Source organism: Mycobacterium sp. H4Y, from assembly GCF_000364405.1.
Classification (GTDB): Bacteria; Actinomycetota; Actinomycetes; order Mycobacteriales; family Mycobacteriaceae; genus Mycobacterium; species Mycobacterium intracellulare.
Genome location: NZ_AKIG01000002.1, coordinates 153,244 through 171,362, shown reverse-complemented (window position 1 = coordinate 171,362; position 18,119 = coordinate 153,244). Strand labels below are relative to the sequence as shown.

Below are 18,119 nucleotides of genomic sequence, written 5' to 3'. Positions count from 1 at the left end.
CAGGATCGCCAAGCCAGCCAGGCTCGGTGAACCCCCCGAAATCGGCGCGAAGTGGTCGAAGACAGGTCTTCGGCACTGGTCGCCGCAGGACGGGAATCTGGGCGCCTGCCGGATCGCTGAACCTAGCAAAGACGCAGTCCAAAAGTAGTTGCCAGTCCATTGGGTCCCCCTCTTCCGCAAAGGAGCGGCATTCTATGAGCATCACCGTGTACACCAAGCCGGCATGCGTGCAGTGCAGCGCCACCTACAAGGCGCTGGACAAGCAGGGCATCGTCTACGACACGGTCGACATCACGTTGGACTCCGAGGCGCGTGATTACGTGATGGCGCTGGGCTATCTGCAGGCTCCCGTCGTGGTGGCCGGCAACGACCACTGGTCGGGTTTCCGGCCCGATCGCATCAAGGCGCTCGCCGCGGTGGAACTCAGCGCGTAAGGCAAGACGTTAGGTAAGGAGTTGCCGCACCATGGACACCACGGGGCGCAACCTGGTCTATTTCTCCTCCGTGTCGGAGAACACCCACCGCTTCGTGGAGAAGCTGGGGATTCCCGCCACGCGGATACCGCTGCACGGCCGTATCGAGGTGGACCAGCCGTACGTCCTGGTGCTGCCCACCTACGGCGGCGGGCGGGCCACTCCTGACCTCAACGCCGGCGGCTATGTCCCCAAACAGGTCATCGCCTTTTTGAACAATGAGCACAACCGTTCGTTGATCCGCGGCGTCATCGCCGCGGGCAACAACAACTTCGGCGCCGAATTCGCCTACGCGGGCGACGTGATCTCACGCAAGTGCGGCGTCCCGTACCTCTATCGCTTCGAACTCATGGGAACCCAGGACGACGTGGATGCCGTCCGCGCGGGCTTAGCCGATTTCTGGAAGGAACAGACGTGTCAACAACCGTCGCTGCAGAGCCTGTAACCACCGGAGCCCACGCGTTGCCGGGGGAGACGGATTACCACGCGCTCAACGCGATGCTGAATCTGTACGACGCGGACGGCAAGATTCAGTTCGACAAGGACCGCGAGGCCGCGCATCAGTACTTCCTGCAGCACGTCAACCAGAACACGGTGTTCTTCCACAATCAGGACGAGAAGCTCGACTACCTGATCAAGGAGAACTATTACGAGCGCGAGGTTCTCGACCAGTACAGCCGCAACTTCGTCAAGACGCTGCTGGATCGGGCCTACGCCAAGAAGTTCCGGTTCCCGACGTTCCTGGGCGCGTTCAAGTACTACACCTCCTACACGCTGAAGACGTTCGACGGGAAGCGCTACCTGGAGCGCTTCGAGGACCGCGTGGTCATGGTGGCGCTGACGCTGGCCGCTGGTGACACCATCCTCGCCGAGAAGCTCGTCGACGAGATCATCGACGGACGGTTCCAGCCGGCCACCCCGACGTTTTTGAACTCGGGCAAAAAGCAGCGCGGCGAGCCGGTGAGCTGCTTTCTGCTGCGCATCGAAGACAACATGGAGTCCATCGGGCGATCGATCAACTCCGCGCTGCAGCTGTCCAAGCGGGGCGGGGGAGTTGCGTTGCTGCTGAGCAACATCCGCGAGCACGGCGCCCCGATCAAGAACATCGAGAACCAGTCCTCGGGCGTCATCCCGATCATGAAGCTGCTCGAGGACTCGTTCTCCTACGCCAACCAGCTCGGGGCGCGCCAGGGCGCGGGCGCGGTGTACCTGCACGCGCACCACCCCGACATCTACCGATTCCTGGACACCAAGCGCGAGAACGCCGACGAGAAGATCCGCATCAAGACGCTGAGCCTGGGCGTGGTGATTCCCGACATCACCTTCGAGCTGGCCAAGAAGAACGAGGACATGTACCTGTTCTCGCCCTATGACGTCGAGCGGGTGTACGGCCTGCCGTTCGCCGACATCTCGGTCACCGAGAAGTACTACGAGATGGTCGACGACGCCCGCATTCGCAAGACCAAGATCAAGGCGCGCGAGTTCTTCCAGACGCTGGCCGAGCTGCAGTTCGAATCCGGCTACCCCTACATCATGTTCGAGGACACGGTGAACCGGGCCAACCCGATCGACGGCAAGATCACCCACTCGAACCTGTGCTCGGAGATCCTGCAGGTCTCCACGCCGTCGGTGTTCAATGATGACCTGTCGTATGCCAAAGTGGGCAAGGACATTTCGTGCAACCTGGGGTCGCTGAACATCGCCAAGACGATGGACTCGCCCGACTTCGCCCAGACCATCGAGGTGGCGATCCGCGCGCTGACGGCGGTGAGCGATCAGACGCACATCACCTCGGTGCCCTCAATCGAGCAGGGCAACAACGAGTCCCACGCGATCGGGCTCGGACAGATGAACCTGCACGGCTATTTGGCCCGCGAGCGCATCCACTACGGCTCCGAAGAGGGCGTCGACTTCACCAACATCTACTTCTACACCGTGCTCTACCACGCGCTGCGCGCGTCGAATCGTATTGCGATCGAACGGGGAAGCAAGTTCGGTGGCTTCGAGAGGTCGAAATACGCCTCGGGTGAGTTCTTCGACAAGTACACCGAGCAGGTGTGGGAGCCGGCCACCCCGCGGGTCCGCGAGATCTTCGCCGAGGCGGGCATTCGCATTCCGACGCAAGACGATTGGCGGCGGCTAAAGGAGTCGGTGCAGGAGCACGGCATCTACAACCAGAACCTGCAGGCCGTCCCGCCGACGGGGTCGATCAGCTACATCAACCACTCGACCAGCTCGATCCACCCGGTGGCGAGCAAGATCGAGATCCGCAAGGAAGGCAAGATCGGCCGCGTCTACTACCCGGCGCCGTATCTGACCAACGACAACCTGGAGTACTACCAGGACGCCTACGAGATCGGCTACGAGAAGATCATCGACACCTACGCCGCGGCCACCCAGCACGTGGATCAGGGGCTGTCGCTGACGCTGTTCTTCAAGGACACGGCCACCACCCGCGACGTGAACAAGGCGCAGATCTACGCCTGGCGCAAGGGAATCAAGACGCTGTACTACATCCGTCTTCGCCAACTGGCATTGGAGGGCACCGAGGTCGAGGGCTGCGTGTCCTGCATGCTGTAGGACACGGATTCACTCTCCGGGAGTGCTTTACAGGTTGTCGGCGCCCCAGCTGGCAAGCCGGTGTTCGCGCTCGGCGGGATCCATGTCTTCGACCCTTGTCATGATCGACCAGCGTTGCCCGAAAGGGTCGACGATTGAGCCGAACCGGTCGCCCGTGACGAAGGTCTGGGCCTCTTCGCGTACCGTCGCGCCCGCTCGCTGGGCCCGCGCCAGCACGGCGTCGACGTCGGTGCAGTAAAACACCACCGAATGGGTCACCGATTCTGTCCGGCCGGGGGCTTCGAGGTGGTAGCCGGGGTTGGGATCGGACAGCTGCAACCTGCCGTGGCCGAAGTCCAGTTCCGCGTGCGCGATCGTGTCATTCGGTCCGGCCATCTTCTCGACGAGTGTCGCGCCGAAGACGTCGATGTAAAAGCTGATGGCGGCTTCGGCGCCATCGACGACCAAGAACGGGGTCAAACTCGTGTAGCCCTCGGGAATCGGTTGCACATTCATGCAATCCAGGTTGGCTAGATTCGTCATGTGGAGGCTTGGAAAAACGCGCCACAGGCGATCGGTCCACAGCCGGGCGTGGTCGGACGCGCGGGCAGCGCATCGACGTTCGACCTCCGTCGCCAAGCGCCGTCGCAGGCCGCAGCCAAGTTCGTCGAGCATTTTTGGTCGGTGTGCTGGGATCTGACGGGACAGCCGCCGCGTGAAAGTCAGGTGATCACTTTCCCGTCGATCAACCTGAGCCATGAATGGGGCACCGACTCCCCGCGCCATGGATTCGCTTTGCCCGCCACGTTGGTACACGGCGTCGTCGAGAGGGTCTTCACCATCACGTTGTCGGGGCGTGGTGCGGTTGTCGGTGCGCGCTTCCGCGCCGGCGGGTTCACCGCCCGATTCGGACGCGATGCGGCTGCGCTGACCGGCCGAATCGTTCGAGTCGACGACGACTTGTTCAGCGGTCCAACGCTTTTCGACGACGACATCGAGCTCGCCGCCGCACAACTGGACATGGCGATCGGCGCTGCGACCATCTGCGACCCGACCTACGACGCCCTCACGGCGCTGCTCCGCCGGATGCACGACGACGAGGCTTTGCACCGCGTGGAGCAGGTGATGGCGTGCTCGCCCTGGAGCGCGCGAACCACTCAGCGCGTGTTCCGGCGCTATGTCGGTGTGCCGGTCAAGTGGGTGCTGTGCCGTTACCGCCTGCAGCAAGCTGCGTTGGCGATCGAGAGCGATCGACGCGTCGACTTCGCCGACCTGGCCGTCCGGCTCGGCTGGTATGACCAGGCGCATTTCACCAACGAGTTCCGGTCGATGCTCGGCTGCAGCCCGGGGGAGTACGCCCAGCGGCACCGTTAACCGCGGTGTCTTCGTCTGGGCCAGTCTGCCCAGGTCAGAAGCGACGACGGGGTAAAGTGCGTGAGGTGGTGAGAATGCCTCGACCTCCCAGGCCCCACCCGGCCGCCAAGCCGGGGGCCAAGGTCGACGCGCGCAGCGAACGCTGGCGCGAGCACCGCAAGAAGGTGCGCGGCGAGATCGTCGACGCGGCGTTCCGCGCCATCGACCGCCTGGGACCCGAGCTGTCCGTGCGGGAGATCGCCGAGGAGGCGGGCACCGCCAAACCGAAGATCTACCGGCATTTTCACGACAAGTCCGACCTGTTCCAGGCGATCGGGGAGCGGCTGCGCGACATGTTGTGGGCGGCGATCTTCCCGTCCATCGACCTGAAAACGGACTCGTCCCGCGAGGTGATCCGGCGCGCCGTCGAGGAGTACGTCAACCTGGTCGACAAGCACCCCAACGTGCTGCGGGTCTTCATTCAGGGCCGCTCGGCGGCGAGCCCCCAGATCCTCAACGAGGGACGCGGCATCACCCTGGCGGTGGCCGACATGTTCGACAACGAGTTGCGCGAGATGGAGCTGGACCACGCGGCCGTCGAGCTGGCCGGGAACGCGGCGTTCGGCTGCGCCGCCTCGGCCACCGAGTGGTGGCTGGGCCCCGACCCCGACAGCCCGCTTCGCATGCCGCGCGAGCAATTCGTCGCCCACCTCACGACCATCATGATGGGGGTCATCGTCGGCACCGCCGAGGCGCTCGGCATCCGCATGGACCCTGACGAGCCGATCCACAGCGTGGTCCCGGCCAACCGCGCCGCGGGCTGAGAACCTTCGGCACGTTGACATCGCCCTGGCGATCGTCAACACTCGTCCCAACCGATACCCTGGGTACTGGGTATCTGCGCCAGCCGGGCGGCTACGGCCGAGGATGCCGGCGAGCGCCGACCCGAGACTGGCCCGACTAGAAAGACCGATCGACCGTGACCGACGTCGTGACACACACCGAGACCGCCCCGGTTCCGGCGGCCAAGGCCTCCAAACCCGTCCACACCCGCGCCGTCATCATCGGGACCGGGTTCTCCGGCCTGGGGATGGCCATCGCGCTGCAGAAGCAGGGTGTGGGCTTCGTCATCCTGGAAAAGGCCGACGACATCGGCGGCACCTGGCGCGACAACAGCTACCCCGGGTGCGCCTGCGACATCCCGTCGCACCTGTATTCGTTTTCGTTCGAGCCCAAGCCGGACTGGAAGAACCCGTTCTCGTATCAGCCCGAGATCTGGGACTATCTCCAGGGCGTCACAGAGAAGTACGGGCTGCGCCGCTACATCGAGTTCAACTCGCTGGTGGATCGGGCCCACTGGGACGACGACGAGCACCGCTGGCACGTGTTCACCGCCGACGGGCGCGAATACGTCGCGCAGTTCCTGATCTCGGGCGCCGGCGCGCTGCACATCCCGTCCATGCCCGACATCGAGGGTCGCGACGAATTCGCCGGTCCCGCTTTCCATTCCGCGGAGTGGGACCACAGCGTCGACCTGACCGGCAAGCGGGTGGCGGTGATCGGTACCGGCGCCAGCGCGATCCAGATCGTGCCGGAGATCGTCGGGCAGGTCGCCGAACTTCAGCTCTACCAACGCACCCCGCCGTGGGTGGTGCCGCGCTCGAACCCCGAGATCCCGTTGGCGGTGCGCCGGGCCATGGAGAACGTGCCCGGCCTGCGCGCGCTCGTGCGACTTGTCATCTACTGGGGCCAGGAGGCTTTGGCCTTCGGCATGACCAAGCGGCCCAACCTGCTCAAGTTCATCGAGGCGTACTGCAAGTACAACATTCGCCGATCGGTCAAGGATCGGGAGTTGCGCCGCAAGCTGATTCCCAACTACCGCGTCGGGTGCAAGCGCATCCTGAACTCCTCCACCTATTACGGTGCGGTCGCCGACCCGAAGACCGAACTGGTCACCGACCACATCGCCCGGATCACCGCCGACGGCATCGACACCGTCGACGGCACGCACCGCCAGGCCGACGTGATCGTGTACGCCACCGGCTTTCACGTCACCGACTCCTACACCTACGTCCAGATCAAGGGCCTGCACGGCGAGGATCTGGTGGACCGCTGGAACCGCGAGGGCATCGGCGCCCACCGCGGGATCACCGTGGCCGACGTGCCCAACCTGTTCTTCCTGCTGGGCCCCAACACCGGGCTGGGACACAACTCGGTGGTGTTCATGATCGAGTCCCAAATCCGTTACGTCGCCGACGCGATCGCCACCTGCGACAAGCTGGGCGCGCAGGCGCTCGCCCCGACCCGGGCCGCCCAGGACGAGTTCAACGACGAGCTGCAGCGCCGGCTGGGCCCGTCGGTGTGGAACAGCGGCGGCTGCAGCAGCTGGTATCTGGACGAGCACGGCAAGAACACCGTGCTGTGGGGCGGCTACACCTGGGAGTACTGGCGGGCCACGCGCTCGGTCAGGCCCGCGGAGTATCAGTTCTTCGGGGTCGGCACGGGCAGGCACGCGGCCGCCGTGCAAAGTTGAGCCAATTCGTTTGGAGATTTGGCCGCCGCCGGGCGTTACAGTGATAGGGAAATGAGCGCCTATCAGACCGTCGTGGTCGGCACCGATGGCTCGGACTCGTCGCTGCTCGCGGTGGAGCGCGCGGCGGCAATCGCCGCGGACCACGGCGCGCGATTGATCGTGGTGACGGCGCATCTCCCCGTCCCCAAGGAACGCGGCCGCTACGCCATCCCGCCTGGGAGCGACCACGGCCAGGACTATCGGACGGTTGGGGAGGCCCCGTACTACAGGATCCTTCGCGACGCCACGGAACGGGCGCACCAAGCGGGGGCCAATAACGTGGAGGAACGGTCGATCGTCGGCGCGCCCATCAACGTGCTGGTGCAGGTCGCCGAGGAGGTCCGTGCCGACCTGATGGTCGTGGGCAACGTCGGGCTCAACAGCGTCGCCGGGCGGCTGCTGGGATCGGTGCCGTCCGAGGTCTCCCGCCGGGTCAAGACCGATGTCCTGATCGTGCACACCGCCAACTGAGGCACCGGTACGAATCAGCGGAGCAGTTCCGCGAAGGCGCGCGCGGCCGCGTCCACGCCGGCGTCATCGTCGGTGGCCACGAGATCCAGTAGCAGGCCACGGATTACGGCCAGCCCGAGCCTCGCCAGGGCGGGGTCGACCGGGCCGTCGGCGGCCTCCTTGACCTCGCCCAGCCAGCCGTCGACGGCGCCGGGAACCATTCGCGCGAAAGGCTTTTCGCCCTGCGCGGCGCGGGCGTAACACTCGAAGAAGAGGCGCTCGAACTGTCGCAGTTCGGGCCGGCGGACATCGGCCCACATGGCGGCGAAGCCCTCGACCGGGTCGTCGGGCAACTCGGCCAGCAGCCCCATCTGGCGGCGCTCGACCTCCTCGACGATCGCTACCAGCAGTCCTTCCCGAGACCCGAAGTGGTGCAACAACATTCGGTGACTGGTGCCGACCGCGTCGGCCACCGCGCGCAGCGACCGGTCGCCGACGCCGCCGGTGGCGAACTCGGTGACGAGGGCATCGAGGAGTTGGCGGCGCCGCTCGGTGTCAGGGGTGCGCGCCATCGGCGCGGCTGAGCTGCTCGGAGCGGGCCTTGAGGCCCTGGGCCTCGAGTTTGAGGTATCGCCGGGTCATCGATCGCATGAGCCGCCCGACCAGCGCGCCGAGCATGCCGTTCTGGTCGATGCGCTGGCGCACCAGGGTGCCGCCGCCCGGCTGGGCGATCACATCATGGCGGGCGCTGGCCCGCGCGCCGGGGGCGCGTTGCTCCCAGGTCCAGGACGTCCCCGGCTCGAGCTCGGTGATCTTCCAGACCAGCTTCGACATGCGTGGCTGCTTGATCGCGAACCGCTTGCCGACCGCGAGCCCGGGCCCGTCCACCGCGGCCAGCGACGTCACCGAGGCCGTCCACTCGGGCCAGCGCTCGACATCGCTGAACACCTTCCACACCACGTGCGCCGGCGCGTCGATCTCGACGCTGTCTTCGGTAATCATGTACCAAATGGTACATCCCGTCCCCGGTTATGCCCACGAAACGCCGGCCCCCGCGCGCATACTGGAGTGAAGAGGCAAATCCGGCGGCCCGCGGGCGTCCGCGACACGCAAAACACAACTTCTTGTGTTGCGCTCGGTTGTCGTACCCCAGGGGTAGTGTCTGGAGCCTGACGTCCCTCAGGCAAAACGGCGTGTGAAGCGGGGTTCTGGTGACCGAAAACATGAAGCTGATTGACCGCGTTTCGGCGATCAACTGGAACCGGCTGCAGGACGAAAAAGACGCGGAGGTGTGGGACCGGCTCACCGGCAACTTCTGGTTGCCCGAGAAGGTGCCGGTGTCCAACGACCTGCCGTCGTGGGGCACCCTGACCGCCCACGAAAAGCAGATGACCATGCGGGTGTTCACCGGCCTGACGCTGCTGGACACCATCCAGGGCACGGTCGGGGCGGTCAGCCTCATTCCCGACGCGCTGACCCCGCACGAGGAGGCCGTCTACACCAACATCGCCTTCATGGAGTCGGTGCACGCGCGCAGCTACAGCAACATCTTCTCCACGCTGTGCTCGACGGCCGAGATCGACGACGCGTTCCGCTGGTCGGAGGAGAACCCCAACCTGCAGCGCAAGGCCGAGATCGTCATGCAGTACTACAAGGGCGACGAGCCGCTCAAGCGCAAGGTCGCCTCCACGCTGCTGGAAAGCTTCCTCTTCTACTCCGGCTTCTACCTGCCGATGTACTGGTCGAGCCGGGCCAAGCTGACCAACACCGCCGACATGATCCGGCTGATCATCCGCGACGAGGCCGTCCACGGCTACTACATCGGCTACAAATTCCAGCGCGGCCTGGCGCTGGTCGACGACGCACGCAAGCAGGAGCTCAAGGACTACACCTACGAGTTGCTCTTCGAGCTCTACGACAACGAGGTGGAGTACACCCAGGACCTCTACGACGAGGTCGGGCTCACCGAGGACGTCAAGAAGTTCCTGCGCTACAACGCCAACAAGGCGCTGATGAACCTCGGCTACGAGGCGCTGTTCCCGCGCGACGAGACTGACGTGAACCCGGCGATACTGTCGGCGCTCTCACCGAACGCCGACGAGAACCACGACTTCTTCTCCGGCTCGGGCTCGTCGTACGTGATCGGCAAGGCCGTCGTCACCGAGGACGAGGACTGGGACTTCTAGCAGGGCATTCAGCCAAGCGGTGTGTGAACGCCGCGTGAATTGTGGCGACCCCGCGGCGGCCCGGTGGCGCCGCCGGCCGGGTTGCCGGGAGACTGGTGGGCGTGGCGATTACCCCATCTTCTACGGCCGCTTTCTTCCGTTCAGTGATCCAGTGGCTGCAATGCGGCTACCCCGACGGCGTTCCCGGACCCGACCGTGTACCGCTGTTGGAGCTGCTGCGCAGCACCCCGCTGACCGAGGACCAGATCAAGGAAGTCGTCGACGCGATAGACGAGGAAACCAGGCCGGGCGAGGAGATCAACCGCGACGTGATCGCCGATTTCATCTCCGACATGACCCACTACGACGCCGGCCCGGAGAACATCGCGCGGGTGGCCGCCCGGCTGGCCGCGGCGGGCTGGCCGCTGGCGGGCATCACACACCCGCCCGAGGCGGCCGAAAATCCCGGCGCGGCCAACGGCAAGGCCGAGCCGGCCCCCCACACGGCGTCCTGAGCCGCTACAGCTTCGAGATGTCGATGACGAAGCGGTAGCGGACGTCGCTGGCCAGGACGCGCTCGTACGCCTCGTTGATGTAGTCGGGGTCGATGACCTCGATTTCGGGCGTCACGTTGTGTTCGGCGCAGAAGTCCAGCATTTCCTGGGTCTCGGCGATCCCGCCGATGTTCGACCCGGACAGGCTGCGGCGCGCCAGCGCCAGCGGGAACGCGCCCACCTCCATGGGGTGCTCGGGGATGCCCAATTCGACGAGGGTGCCGTCGACGTCGAGCAGGCTCAGGTAGTCGTTGAGATTCAGGTTCGCCGAGACGGTGTTGAGCATCAGGTCGAAGCTGCTGCGCAACTTCTTGAAGGTCTCGCGGTCGGCGGTGGCGTAGTAATGCTTGGCGCCCAACCGCAGCCCGTCTTCCATCTTCTTCAGCGACTGCGAGAGCACGGTGACCTCGGCGCCCATCGCCGCGCCCAGCTTGACGCCCATGTGCCCCAGGCCGCCCAGGCCGATGATCGCCAGCCGGGTGCCCGGCCCGGCCTTCCAGTGCCGCAGCGGCGAGAACAGCGTGATGCCCGCGCACAGCAGCGGCGCCGCCTTGTCCAGCGGCAGCGAGTCGGGGATGCGCAAGACGAAGTTCTCGTCGACGACGACCGCCTGGCTGTACCCGCCCTGCGTCGACGTGCCGTCCTTATCGATCGAGTTGTAGGTGAAGGTCGCGCCGTTCTTGCAGTACTGCTCGAGCCCGGCGTCGCAGCTGCTGCACCGGCCGCAGGAATTCACCATGCAACCCACGCCGACGTGGTCGCCCACCTTGAACTTGGTGACCTCGGCGCCGACCTCGGTCACGACGCCGGCGATCTCGTGGCCCACGACCACGGGGTAATTCGGCGTGCCCCATTCGCCCTTGGCGGTGTGGATGTCGGAGTGGCAGATGCCGGCGAATTTGATGTCGATCGCCACGTCGCGCGGGCCCGGGTCGCGCCGCTCGATGGTGGTCTTGGTCAGCGGTTCGGTCGCCGACGTGGCGGCGTATGCCGAAACAGTGCGCATGAATATTCCTCTTCGGTCCGATGGCTTCGACCAAAATTTTAGCTAGGGTAACGTTCTTCCGCCAACTATCGGGGCGAACATCACGTTCGACTGGCCCGGCCTCAGTTGATGGGGGCGTTCACCAGGCGCAGGTCGTCGACGATGCCGCGGGCCGCGATCAGCCCCTCGCCGGTTTGCCAGATCTCGTCGTTGACGACATAGACCCGGTTGTCGCGGTTGGCCGACAGCTTGCGCCACGGGCCGCTGTCGAGCACCGTGGCGGCACGGTCGGCGGCGGCCGGGGTGGCGCACGACAGGTACACCACGTCGGCGTCGGCGATGGACAGGTCGGGATCCTTCGCGAGGTCGGCGTCGGTGGCGCCGATCTCGACGTAGGGCTTGTCGGTGAACCGCTGCGTCGCCGGCCGGTCGACGCCGACCGAGCCGAGCACGCTGGCCGGGAAGTTGTTGGCGCCGTAGACCCGGATCGCCTCGGTGGTCAGTCGCACGATCGACGCCTGAAAGTGGGAGGCGTCGTGGCGCGCGCCTACGTCGGTCGCCCGTTTCGCGAACCCGCCGAGCAACCCGTCCATCTCGGTGCCGCGCGCGGTGGCGGCGCCGACGGCGCGCAGGTTGTCCTCCCACCCCGCGCCCGGCGCGCCGGTGAACACCGTCGGGGCGATCGCCGCCAGCTGCGGATACAGGGTGGGCGTCAACCCCTGGGAGCCCAGGATGAGATCGGGGTGGGCCGCCTCGATCGCCTTCACGTCCGGGTGGGAGCGCGTGCCGGCGCCGGGCACACCGTGCACCGCGCCACCGAGATACGCGGGCTGGGTCGGCGAGCCGTCCGGCAGCGCGGCGGCGACCACCCGCGATTGCAGGCCCAGCGCGCACAACGCGTCGAGCTGATCGCCGGAGAGCACCACGATGCGCTGCGGGTCGGCGGGCACCTGCACCACGTCCGGCTCGACGCCGGCGGCGTTGTGGACGCGCCGCTTCGCGGCCCCCGCGTCGGCCTCGGCGGCCTCGCGGGCGCACGAATCGTCGGGCCGGCGGTCGTTTCCGAGCACCCCGGCCCCCGCGATTTGCGTGGTGGGGGTGACCAGCGAACGGGCCGGGGGCGTGGCGGCGGGCCGGTGGGATCCGCAGCCGCCGCATGCCAGCACGACCGCGGCCGCCACGGCGCCGGCGACGGCGAACCCGGGGGCCAGCCGGGGGGGTCTGATCACGCCGAACGACACACGTCAGACGCTAACATCGCCGACCCCCATGGCGATCGCGAGCGCGGCGGAGCCGGGCGAAGCGGGTCGCCACCATCGACCCGTGGCGATCGCGAGCGCGGCGGAGCCGGGCGAAGCGGGTCGCCACCATCGACCCCTCCCGGCGCCGCGACGAAGGACGCGGCGCCCCGCAGACCCATTTACGACAGTTTGTAGGACCAGCCCTGACGTCGCCATCATCGACGGCTAAGATTCGACTCAATAGTGATGTTGGGCCAGTGTCCGATCCGGATGTTTGGAGAAGCTGTTGACAGCCGAAGCGCCCCCCTTGGGAGAACTCGAGGCCGTTCGTCCGTACCCGGACCGCATGGGCCCCAAAGGGAACCTCGTCTACAAACTGATCACGACCACCGATCACAAGCTGATCGGCGTGATGTACACCGTCACCTGCTTCGCCTTCTTCTTCATAGGCGGGCTGATGGCGTTGCTGATGCGCACCGAGTTGGCCGCTCCCGGGCTGCAGTTCCTGTCCAACGAGCAGTTCAATCAGCTGTTCACCATGCACGGCACGATCATGCTGCTGCTCTACGCCACCCCGGTGGTGTTCGGTTTCGCCAACCTGGTGCTGCCGCTGCAGATCGGGGCGCCCGACGTGGCGTTCCCGCGGCTGAACGCCTTCTCGTACTGGCTGTTCTTGTTCGGCGGGCTGATCGCCGCGTCCGGCTTCATCGTCCCGGGTGGGGCCGCCGACTTCGGCTGGACCGCCTACACACCGCTGTCTGACGCCGTCCACTCGCCCGGCGCCGGGGGAGACCTGTGGATCACCGGGCTGATCCTCGCCGGTCTGGGGACCATCCTCGGGGCGGTCAACATGATCACCACCGTGGTGTGCATGCGCGCGCCCGGGATGACGATGTTCCGGATGCCGATCTTCACCTGGAACATCCTGGTGACTTCGATCCTGATCCTGATCGCGTTCCCGATCCTGACCGCCGCGCTGTTCGGACTGGCCGCCGACCGCCATCTGGGCGCCCACATCTACGACGCGTCCAACGGCGGAGTCCTGTTGTGGCAGCACCTGTTCTGGTTCTTCGGCCACCCCGAGGTCTACATCATCGCGCTGCCGTTCTTCGGCATCGTCACCGAGATCATCCCGGTGTTCTCGCGCAAGCCGGTCTTCGGCTACACCACGCTGGTGTACGCGACGCTGTCGATCGCGGCCTTGTCGGTAGCTGTGTGGGCGCACCACATGTTCGCCACCGGAGCCGTTCTGCTGCCGTTCTTCTCGTTCATGACGTACCTGATCGCGGTGCCCACCGGGATCAAGTTCTTCAACTGGATCGGCACAATGTGGAAGGGGCAGTTGACCTTTGAGACACCGATGCTGTTCTCGGTCGGCTTCCTGCTCACCTTCCTGCTCGGTGGCCTGACCGGCGTGATGCTGGCCAGCCCGCCGCTGGACTTCCACGTCACCGACAGCTACTTCGTCGTCGCCCACTTCCACTACGTGCTGTTCGGCACCATCGTGTTCGCGACGTATGCGGGCATCTACTTCTGGTTCCCGAAGATGACCGGCCGCCTGCTCGACGAGCGGCTGGGCAAGCTGCACTTCTGGTTGACGTTCATCGGGTTCCACACCACCTTCCTGGTGCAGCACTGGCTGGGCGACCTCGGCATGCCGCGGCGCTACGCCGACTACCTGCCCAGCGACGGCTTCCAGCCCTACAACATCGCGTCGACCGTGGGCGCCTTCATCCTGGGCGCGTCGATGTTCCCGTTCGTCTGGAACGTCTTCAAGAGCTGGCGCTACGGCGAGGTCGTCACGGTCGACGACCCGTGGGGCTACGGCAACTCCCTGGAGTGGGCGACCAGCTGCCCGCCGCCGCGGCACAACTTCACCGAGCTGCCCCGAATCCGTTCGGAGCGGCCGGCATTCGAGTTGCACTACCCGCACATGGTGGAACGGCTGCGCGCCGAGGCGCATGTGGGCCGGGCGCACGGGCCCGCGGACAAGGACGTCACCAGGCTGGACGACGTCCAGGTTCGCAGCTGATGGCCTGACGGGCGGCTGTCGCGAGTGAACTCACCACCCAAGGTGTCGGTGCTGATCACCGTCACCGGCGTGGACCAACCGGGTGTGACCGCGACCCTTTTCGAGGCGTTGTCACGGCACGGGGTCGAGCTGCTCAACGTCGAACAGGTGGTGATCCGGCACCGGCTGACGCTCGGCGTGCTGGTGTGCTGCCCGGCGGCCGTCGCCGACGGCGACGAGCTTCGCCACGACGTCGAGTCGGCCATCCGCAAGGTGGGCCTGGACGTCAGCATCGAGCGCAGCGACGACGTGCCGATCATCCGGGAACCCTCGACGCACACCATCTTCGTCCTGGGCCGGCCCATCACCGCCGGCGCGTTCGGCGCGGTGGCCCGCGAGGTGGCCGCGCTGGGCGTCAACATCGACCTGATCCGCGGGGTCTCCGACTATCCGGTGACGGGGCTGGAGTTGCGTGTCTCGGTGCCGCCCGGGACCGACGGCCGGCTGCGGACCGCCCTGAACCGGGTGTCCAGCGAGGAGCACGTCGACGTCGCGGTCGAGGACTACACGCTGGAGCGGCGGGCCAAGCGGCTCATCGTGTTCGACGTGGACTCCACCCTGGTGCAGGGTGAGGTCATCGAGATGCTGGCGGCCAAGGCGGGCGCCGAGGGCAAGGTCGCCGCGATCACCGACGCCGCGATGCGCGGCGAGCTGGACTTCGCGCAGTCGCTCGAGCAGCGGGTCGCGACGCTGGCCGGCCTGCCCGCCACGGTGATCGACGAGGTCGCCGATCAGCTGGAGCTGATGCCGGGCGCGCGGACCACGCTGCGGACCCTGCGGCGGCTGGGTTACGCGTGCGGCGTGGTCTCCGGGGGCTTCCGCCGGATCATCGAGCCGCTGGCCGAGGAGCTGATGCTGGACTACGTCGCGGCCAACGAGCTCGAGATCGTCGACGGCACCCTCACCGGGCGCGTGATCGGCCCCATCGTTGACCGGGCCGGAAAAGCAACGGCGCTAAGGGAATTCGCGCAGCACGCCGGTGTTCCGATGGCGCAGACCGTCGCCGTGGGCGACGGCGCCAACGACATCGACATGCTGGCCGCCGCCGGGCTGGGGATCGCGTTCAACGCCAAGCCCGCGCTGCGCGAGGTCGCCGACGCGTCGCTGAGCCACCCGTATCTGGACACGGTGCTGTTCCTGCTGGGCATCACCCGCGGCGAGATCGAGGCGGCCGACGCGATCGACGGCGAGGTCCGCCGGGTGGAAATCCCGCCCGAGTAGGTTGCTTGTGTCGATCCGATGGGCATACGGCACCATGGTCGGGTGCCCGAAAACGGAAGCGAGGCAGCCGACCCCGATCTGCTGATCGAATTGCGCGAGGTGGCGCTGCAGCGCGGCGGCAACGTCCTGGTCGGGCCGTTGGATTGGGCGGTCGAACTCGACGAGCGCTGGGTCATCGTCGGGCCCAACGGGGCGGGCAAAACCTCGCTGCTGCGGATCGCCGCGGCCGCCGAACATCCCTCGTCCGGCGTGGCTTTCGTGCTCGGTGAGCGGCTGGGCCGGATCGACGTGACGGAGTTGCGTTCCCGCATCGGCCTCAGTTCCTCGGCGTTGGCGCAGCGCGTCCCCGGCGACGAGGTGGTGCGCGATCTCGTGGTCTCGGCCGGCTACGCGGTCCTGGGCCGCTGGCGCGAGCGCTACGAAGACGTCGACTACCGCCGGGCGATCGACATGCTGGAGAGCCTGGGCGCGGAGCATCTGGCGGACCGCACCTACGGCACACTGTCGGAGGGCGAGCGCAAGCGGGTGCTGATCGCCCGCGCGCTGATGACCGACCCCGAACTGCTGCTGCTCGACGAACCGGCCGCCGGCCTGGACCTGGGCGGCCGCGAGGAGCTGGTGGCGCGGCTGGCCGACCTGGCCGCCGACCCCGACGCCCCCGCCCTGGTGCTGGTCACGCACCACGTCGAGGAGATCCCGCCCGGGTTCAGTCACTGCATGCTGCTCGCGGAAGGTCGGGTGGTGGCCGCGGGATTGCTCACCGACGTGCTGACCGCGGAGAATCTGTCCACCGCGTTCGGCCAAGCGATCGCCCTCGACGTCGTCGACGGGCGCTACTTCGCGCGGCGAGTCCGCACCCGCGCAGCCCACCGGAGGCAACTATGACGTCACCCGAGGAAGCCCCGCTGGTCCCCAGGCCGGCGGCGACCGTGATGCTGGTCCGAGACACGGGTCCGGGACTGGGCGTCTTCCTGATGCGGCGGCACGCCAAGATGGAGTTCGCGGCCGGGACGATGGTGTTCCCCGGAGGCGGCGTCGACGACCGCGACCGCAACGCCGACATCGCCTGGGCCGGACCGCCGCCGGAGTGGTGGGCGCAGCGCTTCGGCATCGAACCCGACCTGGCCGAGGCGCTGGTCTGCGCCGCGGCCCGCGAGACGTTCGAGGAATCGGGGGTGCTGTTCGCGGGGCCGGCGGGCCGGGGCCGTTCGGCGCCGGACAGTATCGTTGGCGACGCGTCGGTGTACGGCGACGCCCGCCGGGCGCTGGCCGATGGGACGTTGTCGTTCGCGGATTTCCTGCGGCGGGAGAACCTGGAGCTGCGCTCGGACCTGTTGCGGCCGTGGGCCAACTGGGTCACCCCGGAGGCCGAGCGCACGCGGCGCTACGACACCTATTTCTTCGTGGGCGCCCTGCCGAAGGGGCAGCGCGCCGACGGCGAGAACACCGAATCCGACCGGGCGGGCTGGACGACGCCGGAGGCGGCGATCGAGGACTTCGCGGCCGGACGTAGCTTTTTGCTGCCGCCGACGTGGACGCAGCTGGACTCGCTGGCCGGGCGGACCGTCGCCGAGGTGCTGGCCGTGGAGCGCCAGATCGTGGCGGTGCAGCCGCACCTCGAAATCCAGGGCGACAACTGGGTTTTCGAGTTCTTCGATTCCGACCGCTACCACCAGGCGCGGGAAGCGGGCGGGCTGGGGTGGCGGCATTGAGCGAGTTCGTCAGCGTCGTGGTCAGCGACGGCTCGCAGGACGCCGGCCTGGCCATGCTGCTGCTGTCGCGGCCACCGACGAACGCGATGACCCGCCAGGTCTACCGGGAGGTCATCGCCGCGGCCGAGGAACTGGGGCGCCGGGACGACGTCGCCGTCGTGATCCTGTTCGGCGGCCACGAGATCTTCTCGGCCGGCGACGACATGCCCGAACTGCGGACGCTGCGGGGCGCCGAAGCCGAGACCGCCGCCCGGGTCCGGCAGGAGGCCATCGACGCGGTGGCGGCCATCCCCAAGCCGACCGTGGCCGCGATCACCGGATACGCGCTGGGCGCGGGGCTCACGCTGGCGCTGGCCGCCGATTGGCGCATCAGCGGGGACAACGTGAAGTTCGGCGCGACCGAAATCCTGGCCGGCCTGGTGCCCGGCGGCGACGCGATGGCCCGCCTGACCCGGGCTGCGGGGGCGAGCAAGGCCAAGGAGCTGGTGTTCAGCGGGCGGTTCTTCGACGCCGAGGAAGCCCTGGCGCTGGGCCTCATCGACGAGATGGTGGCGCCCGACGACGTCTACGACGCCGCCGCACGATGGGCGCGCCGTTTCCTCGACGGCCCCCGGCACGCGCTGGCCGCCGCCAAGGCCGGGATCAACGACGTGTTCGACCTGGAGCGCGCCGAGCGGCTCGCCGCCGAACGCCGCCGCTACGCGGAGGTGTTTTCCGCTGGTCAGGGCGGTGGCGATCGGGCGGATCCCGGCGGCCGTTAGGC

19 protein-coding genes are annotated in these 18,119 nt (G+C 67.2%); 14 read left to right on the top strand and 5 right to left on the bottom strand.

Translation table 11 applies throughout. The annotated features are described in order from the left end of the window. Positions 1-194 precede the first annotated feature (194 nt). The 3 genes from W7U_RS14535 to nrdE are packed head-to-tail and all read left to right on the top strand — an operon-like array spanning position 195 to position 3,053. On the top strand, positions 195-434 hold the full coding sequence (locus tag W7U_RS14535) for a redoxin NrdH (RefSeq protein ID WP_008259184.1): 240 nt from the start codon (positions 195-197) through the stop codon (positions 432-434). A gap of 31 nt (positions 435-465) precedes the next feature. After that, complete coding sequence (gene nrdI, locus W7U_RS14530; RefSeq protein ID WP_008259183.1) at positions 466-918, top strand: class Ib ribonucleoside-diphosphate reductase assembly flavoprotein NrdI; 453 nt, start codon at positions 466-468, stop codon at positions 916-918. Between the two features lie 17 nt (positions 919-935). Continuing rightward, on the top strand, positions 936-3,053 hold the full coding sequence (gene nrdE, locus W7U_RS14525) for a class 1b ribonucleoside-diphosphate reductase subunit alpha (protein ID WP_014942701.1): 2,118 nt from the start codon (positions 936-938) through the stop codon (positions 3,051-3,053). Positions 3,054-3,080: 27 nt separating this feature from the next. On the opposite strand, the gene W7U_RS14520 is transcribed toward nrdE, so the two are convergent. After that, entirely contained in the window at positions 3,081-3,548 is a 468-nt protein-coding gene (locus W7U_RS14520) for a VOC family protein (protein ID WP_008259180.1), read from the bottom strand. Between the two features lie 27 nt (positions 3,549-3,575). On the opposite strand from W7U_RS14520, the gene W7U_RS14515 reads away from it, so the two are divergent. The 4 genes from W7U_RS14515 (at position 3,576) to W7U_RS14500 (ending at position 7,428) form a co-directional block, all read left to right on the top strand. Next, complete coding sequence (locus tag W7U_RS14515; protein ID WP_008259179.1) at positions 3,576-4,406, top strand: helix-turn-helix domain-containing protein; 831 nt, start codon at positions 3,576-3,578, stop codon at positions 4,404-4,406. A gap of 74 nt (positions 4,407-4,480) precedes the next feature. Beyond that, complete coding sequence (locus tag W7U_RS14510; RefSeq protein WP_008259177.1) at positions 4,481-5,209, top strand: TetR/AcrR family transcriptional regulator; 729 nt, start codon at positions 4,481-4,483, stop codon at positions 5,207-5,209. A 155-nt stretch (positions 5,210-5,364) separates the two neighbouring features. Further along, positions 5,365-6,918, top strand: a complete 1,554-nt coding sequence (locus tag W7U_RS14505) for an NAD(P)/FAD-dependent oxidoreductase (RefSeq protein WP_008259176.1) — start codon at positions 5,365-5,367, stop codon at positions 6,916-6,918. Between the two features lie 51 nt (positions 6,919-6,969). Then, entirely contained in the window at positions 6,970-7,428 is a 459-nt protein-coding gene (locus W7U_RS14500; RefSeq protein ID WP_008259174.1) for a universal stress protein, read from the top strand. Between the two features lie 14 nt (positions 7,429-7,442). Here W7U_RS14500 and W7U_RS14495 read toward each other — a convergent pair whose 3' ends face one another. Together W7U_RS14495 and W7U_RS14490 are read right to left on the bottom strand one after the other, a co-directional pair. Next, positions 7,443-7,979, bottom strand: coding sequence for a TetR/AcrR family transcriptional regulator (locus W7U_RS14495; protein ID WP_008259171.1), 537 nt, complete (start codon positions 7,977-7,979; stop codon positions 7,443-7,445). Continuing rightward, complete coding sequence (locus W7U_RS14490; protein WP_008259170.1) at positions 7,963-8,409, bottom strand: SRPBCC family protein; 447 nt, start codon at positions 8,407-8,409, stop codon at positions 7,963-7,965. Before W7U_RS14490 ends, W7U_RS14495 begins: the two co-directional genes overlap by 17 nt. Before the next feature lie 209 nt (positions 8,410-8,618). Here W7U_RS14490 and nrdF point away from each other — a divergent pair, with 209 nt between their 5' ends. Then, on the top strand, positions 8,619-9,593 hold the full coding sequence (gene nrdF, locus W7U_RS14485) for a class 1b ribonucleoside-diphosphate reductase subunit beta (RefSeq protein WP_009954743.1): 975 nt from the start codon (positions 8,619-8,621) through the stop codon (positions 9,591-9,593). Between the two features lie 143 nt (positions 9,594-9,736). Beyond that, a complete protein-coding gene (locus tag W7U_RS14480) occupies positions 9,737-10,087 on the top strand; it encodes a DUF3349 domain-containing protein (RefSeq protein ID WP_008259162.1) in 351 nt (116 codons plus the stop codon). A gap of 4 nt (positions 10,088-10,091) precedes the next feature. Here W7U_RS14480 and W7U_RS14475 read toward each other — a convergent pair whose 3' ends face one another. Together W7U_RS14475 and W7U_RS14470 are read right to left on the bottom strand one after the other, a co-directional pair. Further along, complete coding sequence (locus W7U_RS14475; protein WP_008259160.1) at positions 10,092-11,132, bottom strand: NAD(P)-dependent alcohol dehydrogenase; 1,041 nt, start codon at positions 11,130-11,132, stop codon at positions 10,092-10,094. A gap of 101 nt (positions 11,133-11,233) precedes the next feature. Further along, entirely contained in the window at positions 11,234-12,352 is a 1,119-nt protein-coding gene (locus W7U_RS14470; protein WP_008259159.1) for an iron-siderophore ABC transporter substrate-binding protein, read from the bottom strand. A 286-nt stretch (positions 12,353-12,638) separates the two neighbouring features. On the opposite strand from W7U_RS14470, the gene ctaD reads away from it, so the two are divergent. Genes ctaD through W7U_RS14445 form a run of 5 tightly spaced genes read left to right on the top strand, consistent with a single transcriptional unit; the run spans position 12,639 to position 18,117 of the window. Continuing rightward, complete coding sequence (ctaD, locus tag W7U_RS14465; RefSeq protein ID WP_008259158.1) at positions 12,639-14,384, top strand: cytochrome c oxidase subunit I; 1,746 nt, start codon at positions 12,639-12,641, stop codon at positions 14,382-14,384. A 24-nt stretch (positions 14,385-14,408) separates the two neighbouring features. Next, the gene (serB, locus tag W7U_RS14460; protein ID WP_008259156.1) at positions 14,409-15,644 is read left to right on the top strand and encodes a phosphoserine phosphatase SerB; all 1,236 of its coding nucleotides are present in this window, start codon (positions 14,409-14,411) and stop codon (positions 15,642-15,644) included. A gap of 24 nt (positions 15,645-15,668) precedes the next feature. Then, positions 15,669-16,529, top strand: a complete 861-nt coding sequence (locus tag W7U_RS14455) for an ABC transporter ATP-binding protein (protein ID WP_029385157.1) — start codon at positions 15,669-15,671, stop codon at positions 16,527-16,529. Beyond that, positions 16,526-17,356, top strand: a complete 831-nt coding sequence (locus tag W7U_RS14450) for an NUDIX hydrolase (RefSeq protein ID WP_008259152.1) — start codon at positions 16,526-16,528, stop codon at positions 17,354-17,356. The genes W7U_RS14455 and W7U_RS14450 overlap by 4 nt, the downstream gene beginning before the upstream one ends. Further along, positions 17,353-18,117: an enoyl-CoA hydratase gene (locus tag W7U_RS14445; RefSeq protein ID WP_050989422.1), complete on the top strand. Its 765-nt coding sequence runs from the start codon at positions 17,353-17,355 to the stop codon at positions 18,115-18,117. Before W7U_RS14450 ends, W7U_RS14445 begins: the two co-directional genes overlap by 4 nt. The last annotated feature ends 2 nt before the right edge of the window (positions 18,118-18,119 follow it).

Excerpts from the sequence above, each read along its gene's own strand:
- nrdI (WP_008259183.1), top strand. The coding sequence starts at position 466 with ATGGACACCACGGGGCGCAACCTGGTCTATTTCTCCTCCGTGTCGGAG.
- W7U_RS14500 (WP_008259174.1), top strand. The coding sequence starts at position 6,970 with ATGAGCGCCTATCAGACCGTCGTGGTCGGCACCGATGGCTCGGACTCG.
- W7U_RS14450 (WP_008259152.1), top strand. The coding sequence starts at position 16,526 with ATGACGTCACCCGAGGAAGCCCCGCTGGTCCCCAGGCCGGCGGCGACC.
- W7U_RS14535 (WP_008259184.1), top strand. The coding sequence starts at position 195 with ATGAGCATCACCGTGTACACCAAGCCGGCATGCGTGCAGTGCAGCGCC.
- W7U_RS14490 (WP_008259170.1), bottom strand. The coding sequence starts at position 8,409 with ATGATTACCGAAGACAGCGTCGAGATCGACGCGCCGGCGCACGTGGTG.
- W7U_RS14510 (WP_008259177.1), top strand. The coding sequence starts at position 4,481 with ATGCCTCGACCTCCCAGGCCCCACCCGGCCGCCAAGCCGGGGGCCAAG.
- W7U_RS14495 (WP_008259171.1), bottom strand. The coding sequence starts at position 7,979 with ATGGCGCGCACCCCTGACACCGAGCGGCGCCGCCAACTCCTCGATGCC.
- W7U_RS14520 (WP_008259180.1), bottom strand. The coding sequence starts at position 3,548 with ATGAATGTGCAACCGATTCCCGAGGGCTACACGAGTTTGACCCCGTTC.
- W7U_RS14475 (WP_008259160.1), bottom strand. The coding sequence starts at position 11,132 with ATGCGCACTGTTTCGGCATACGCCGCCACGTCGGCGACCGAACCGCTG.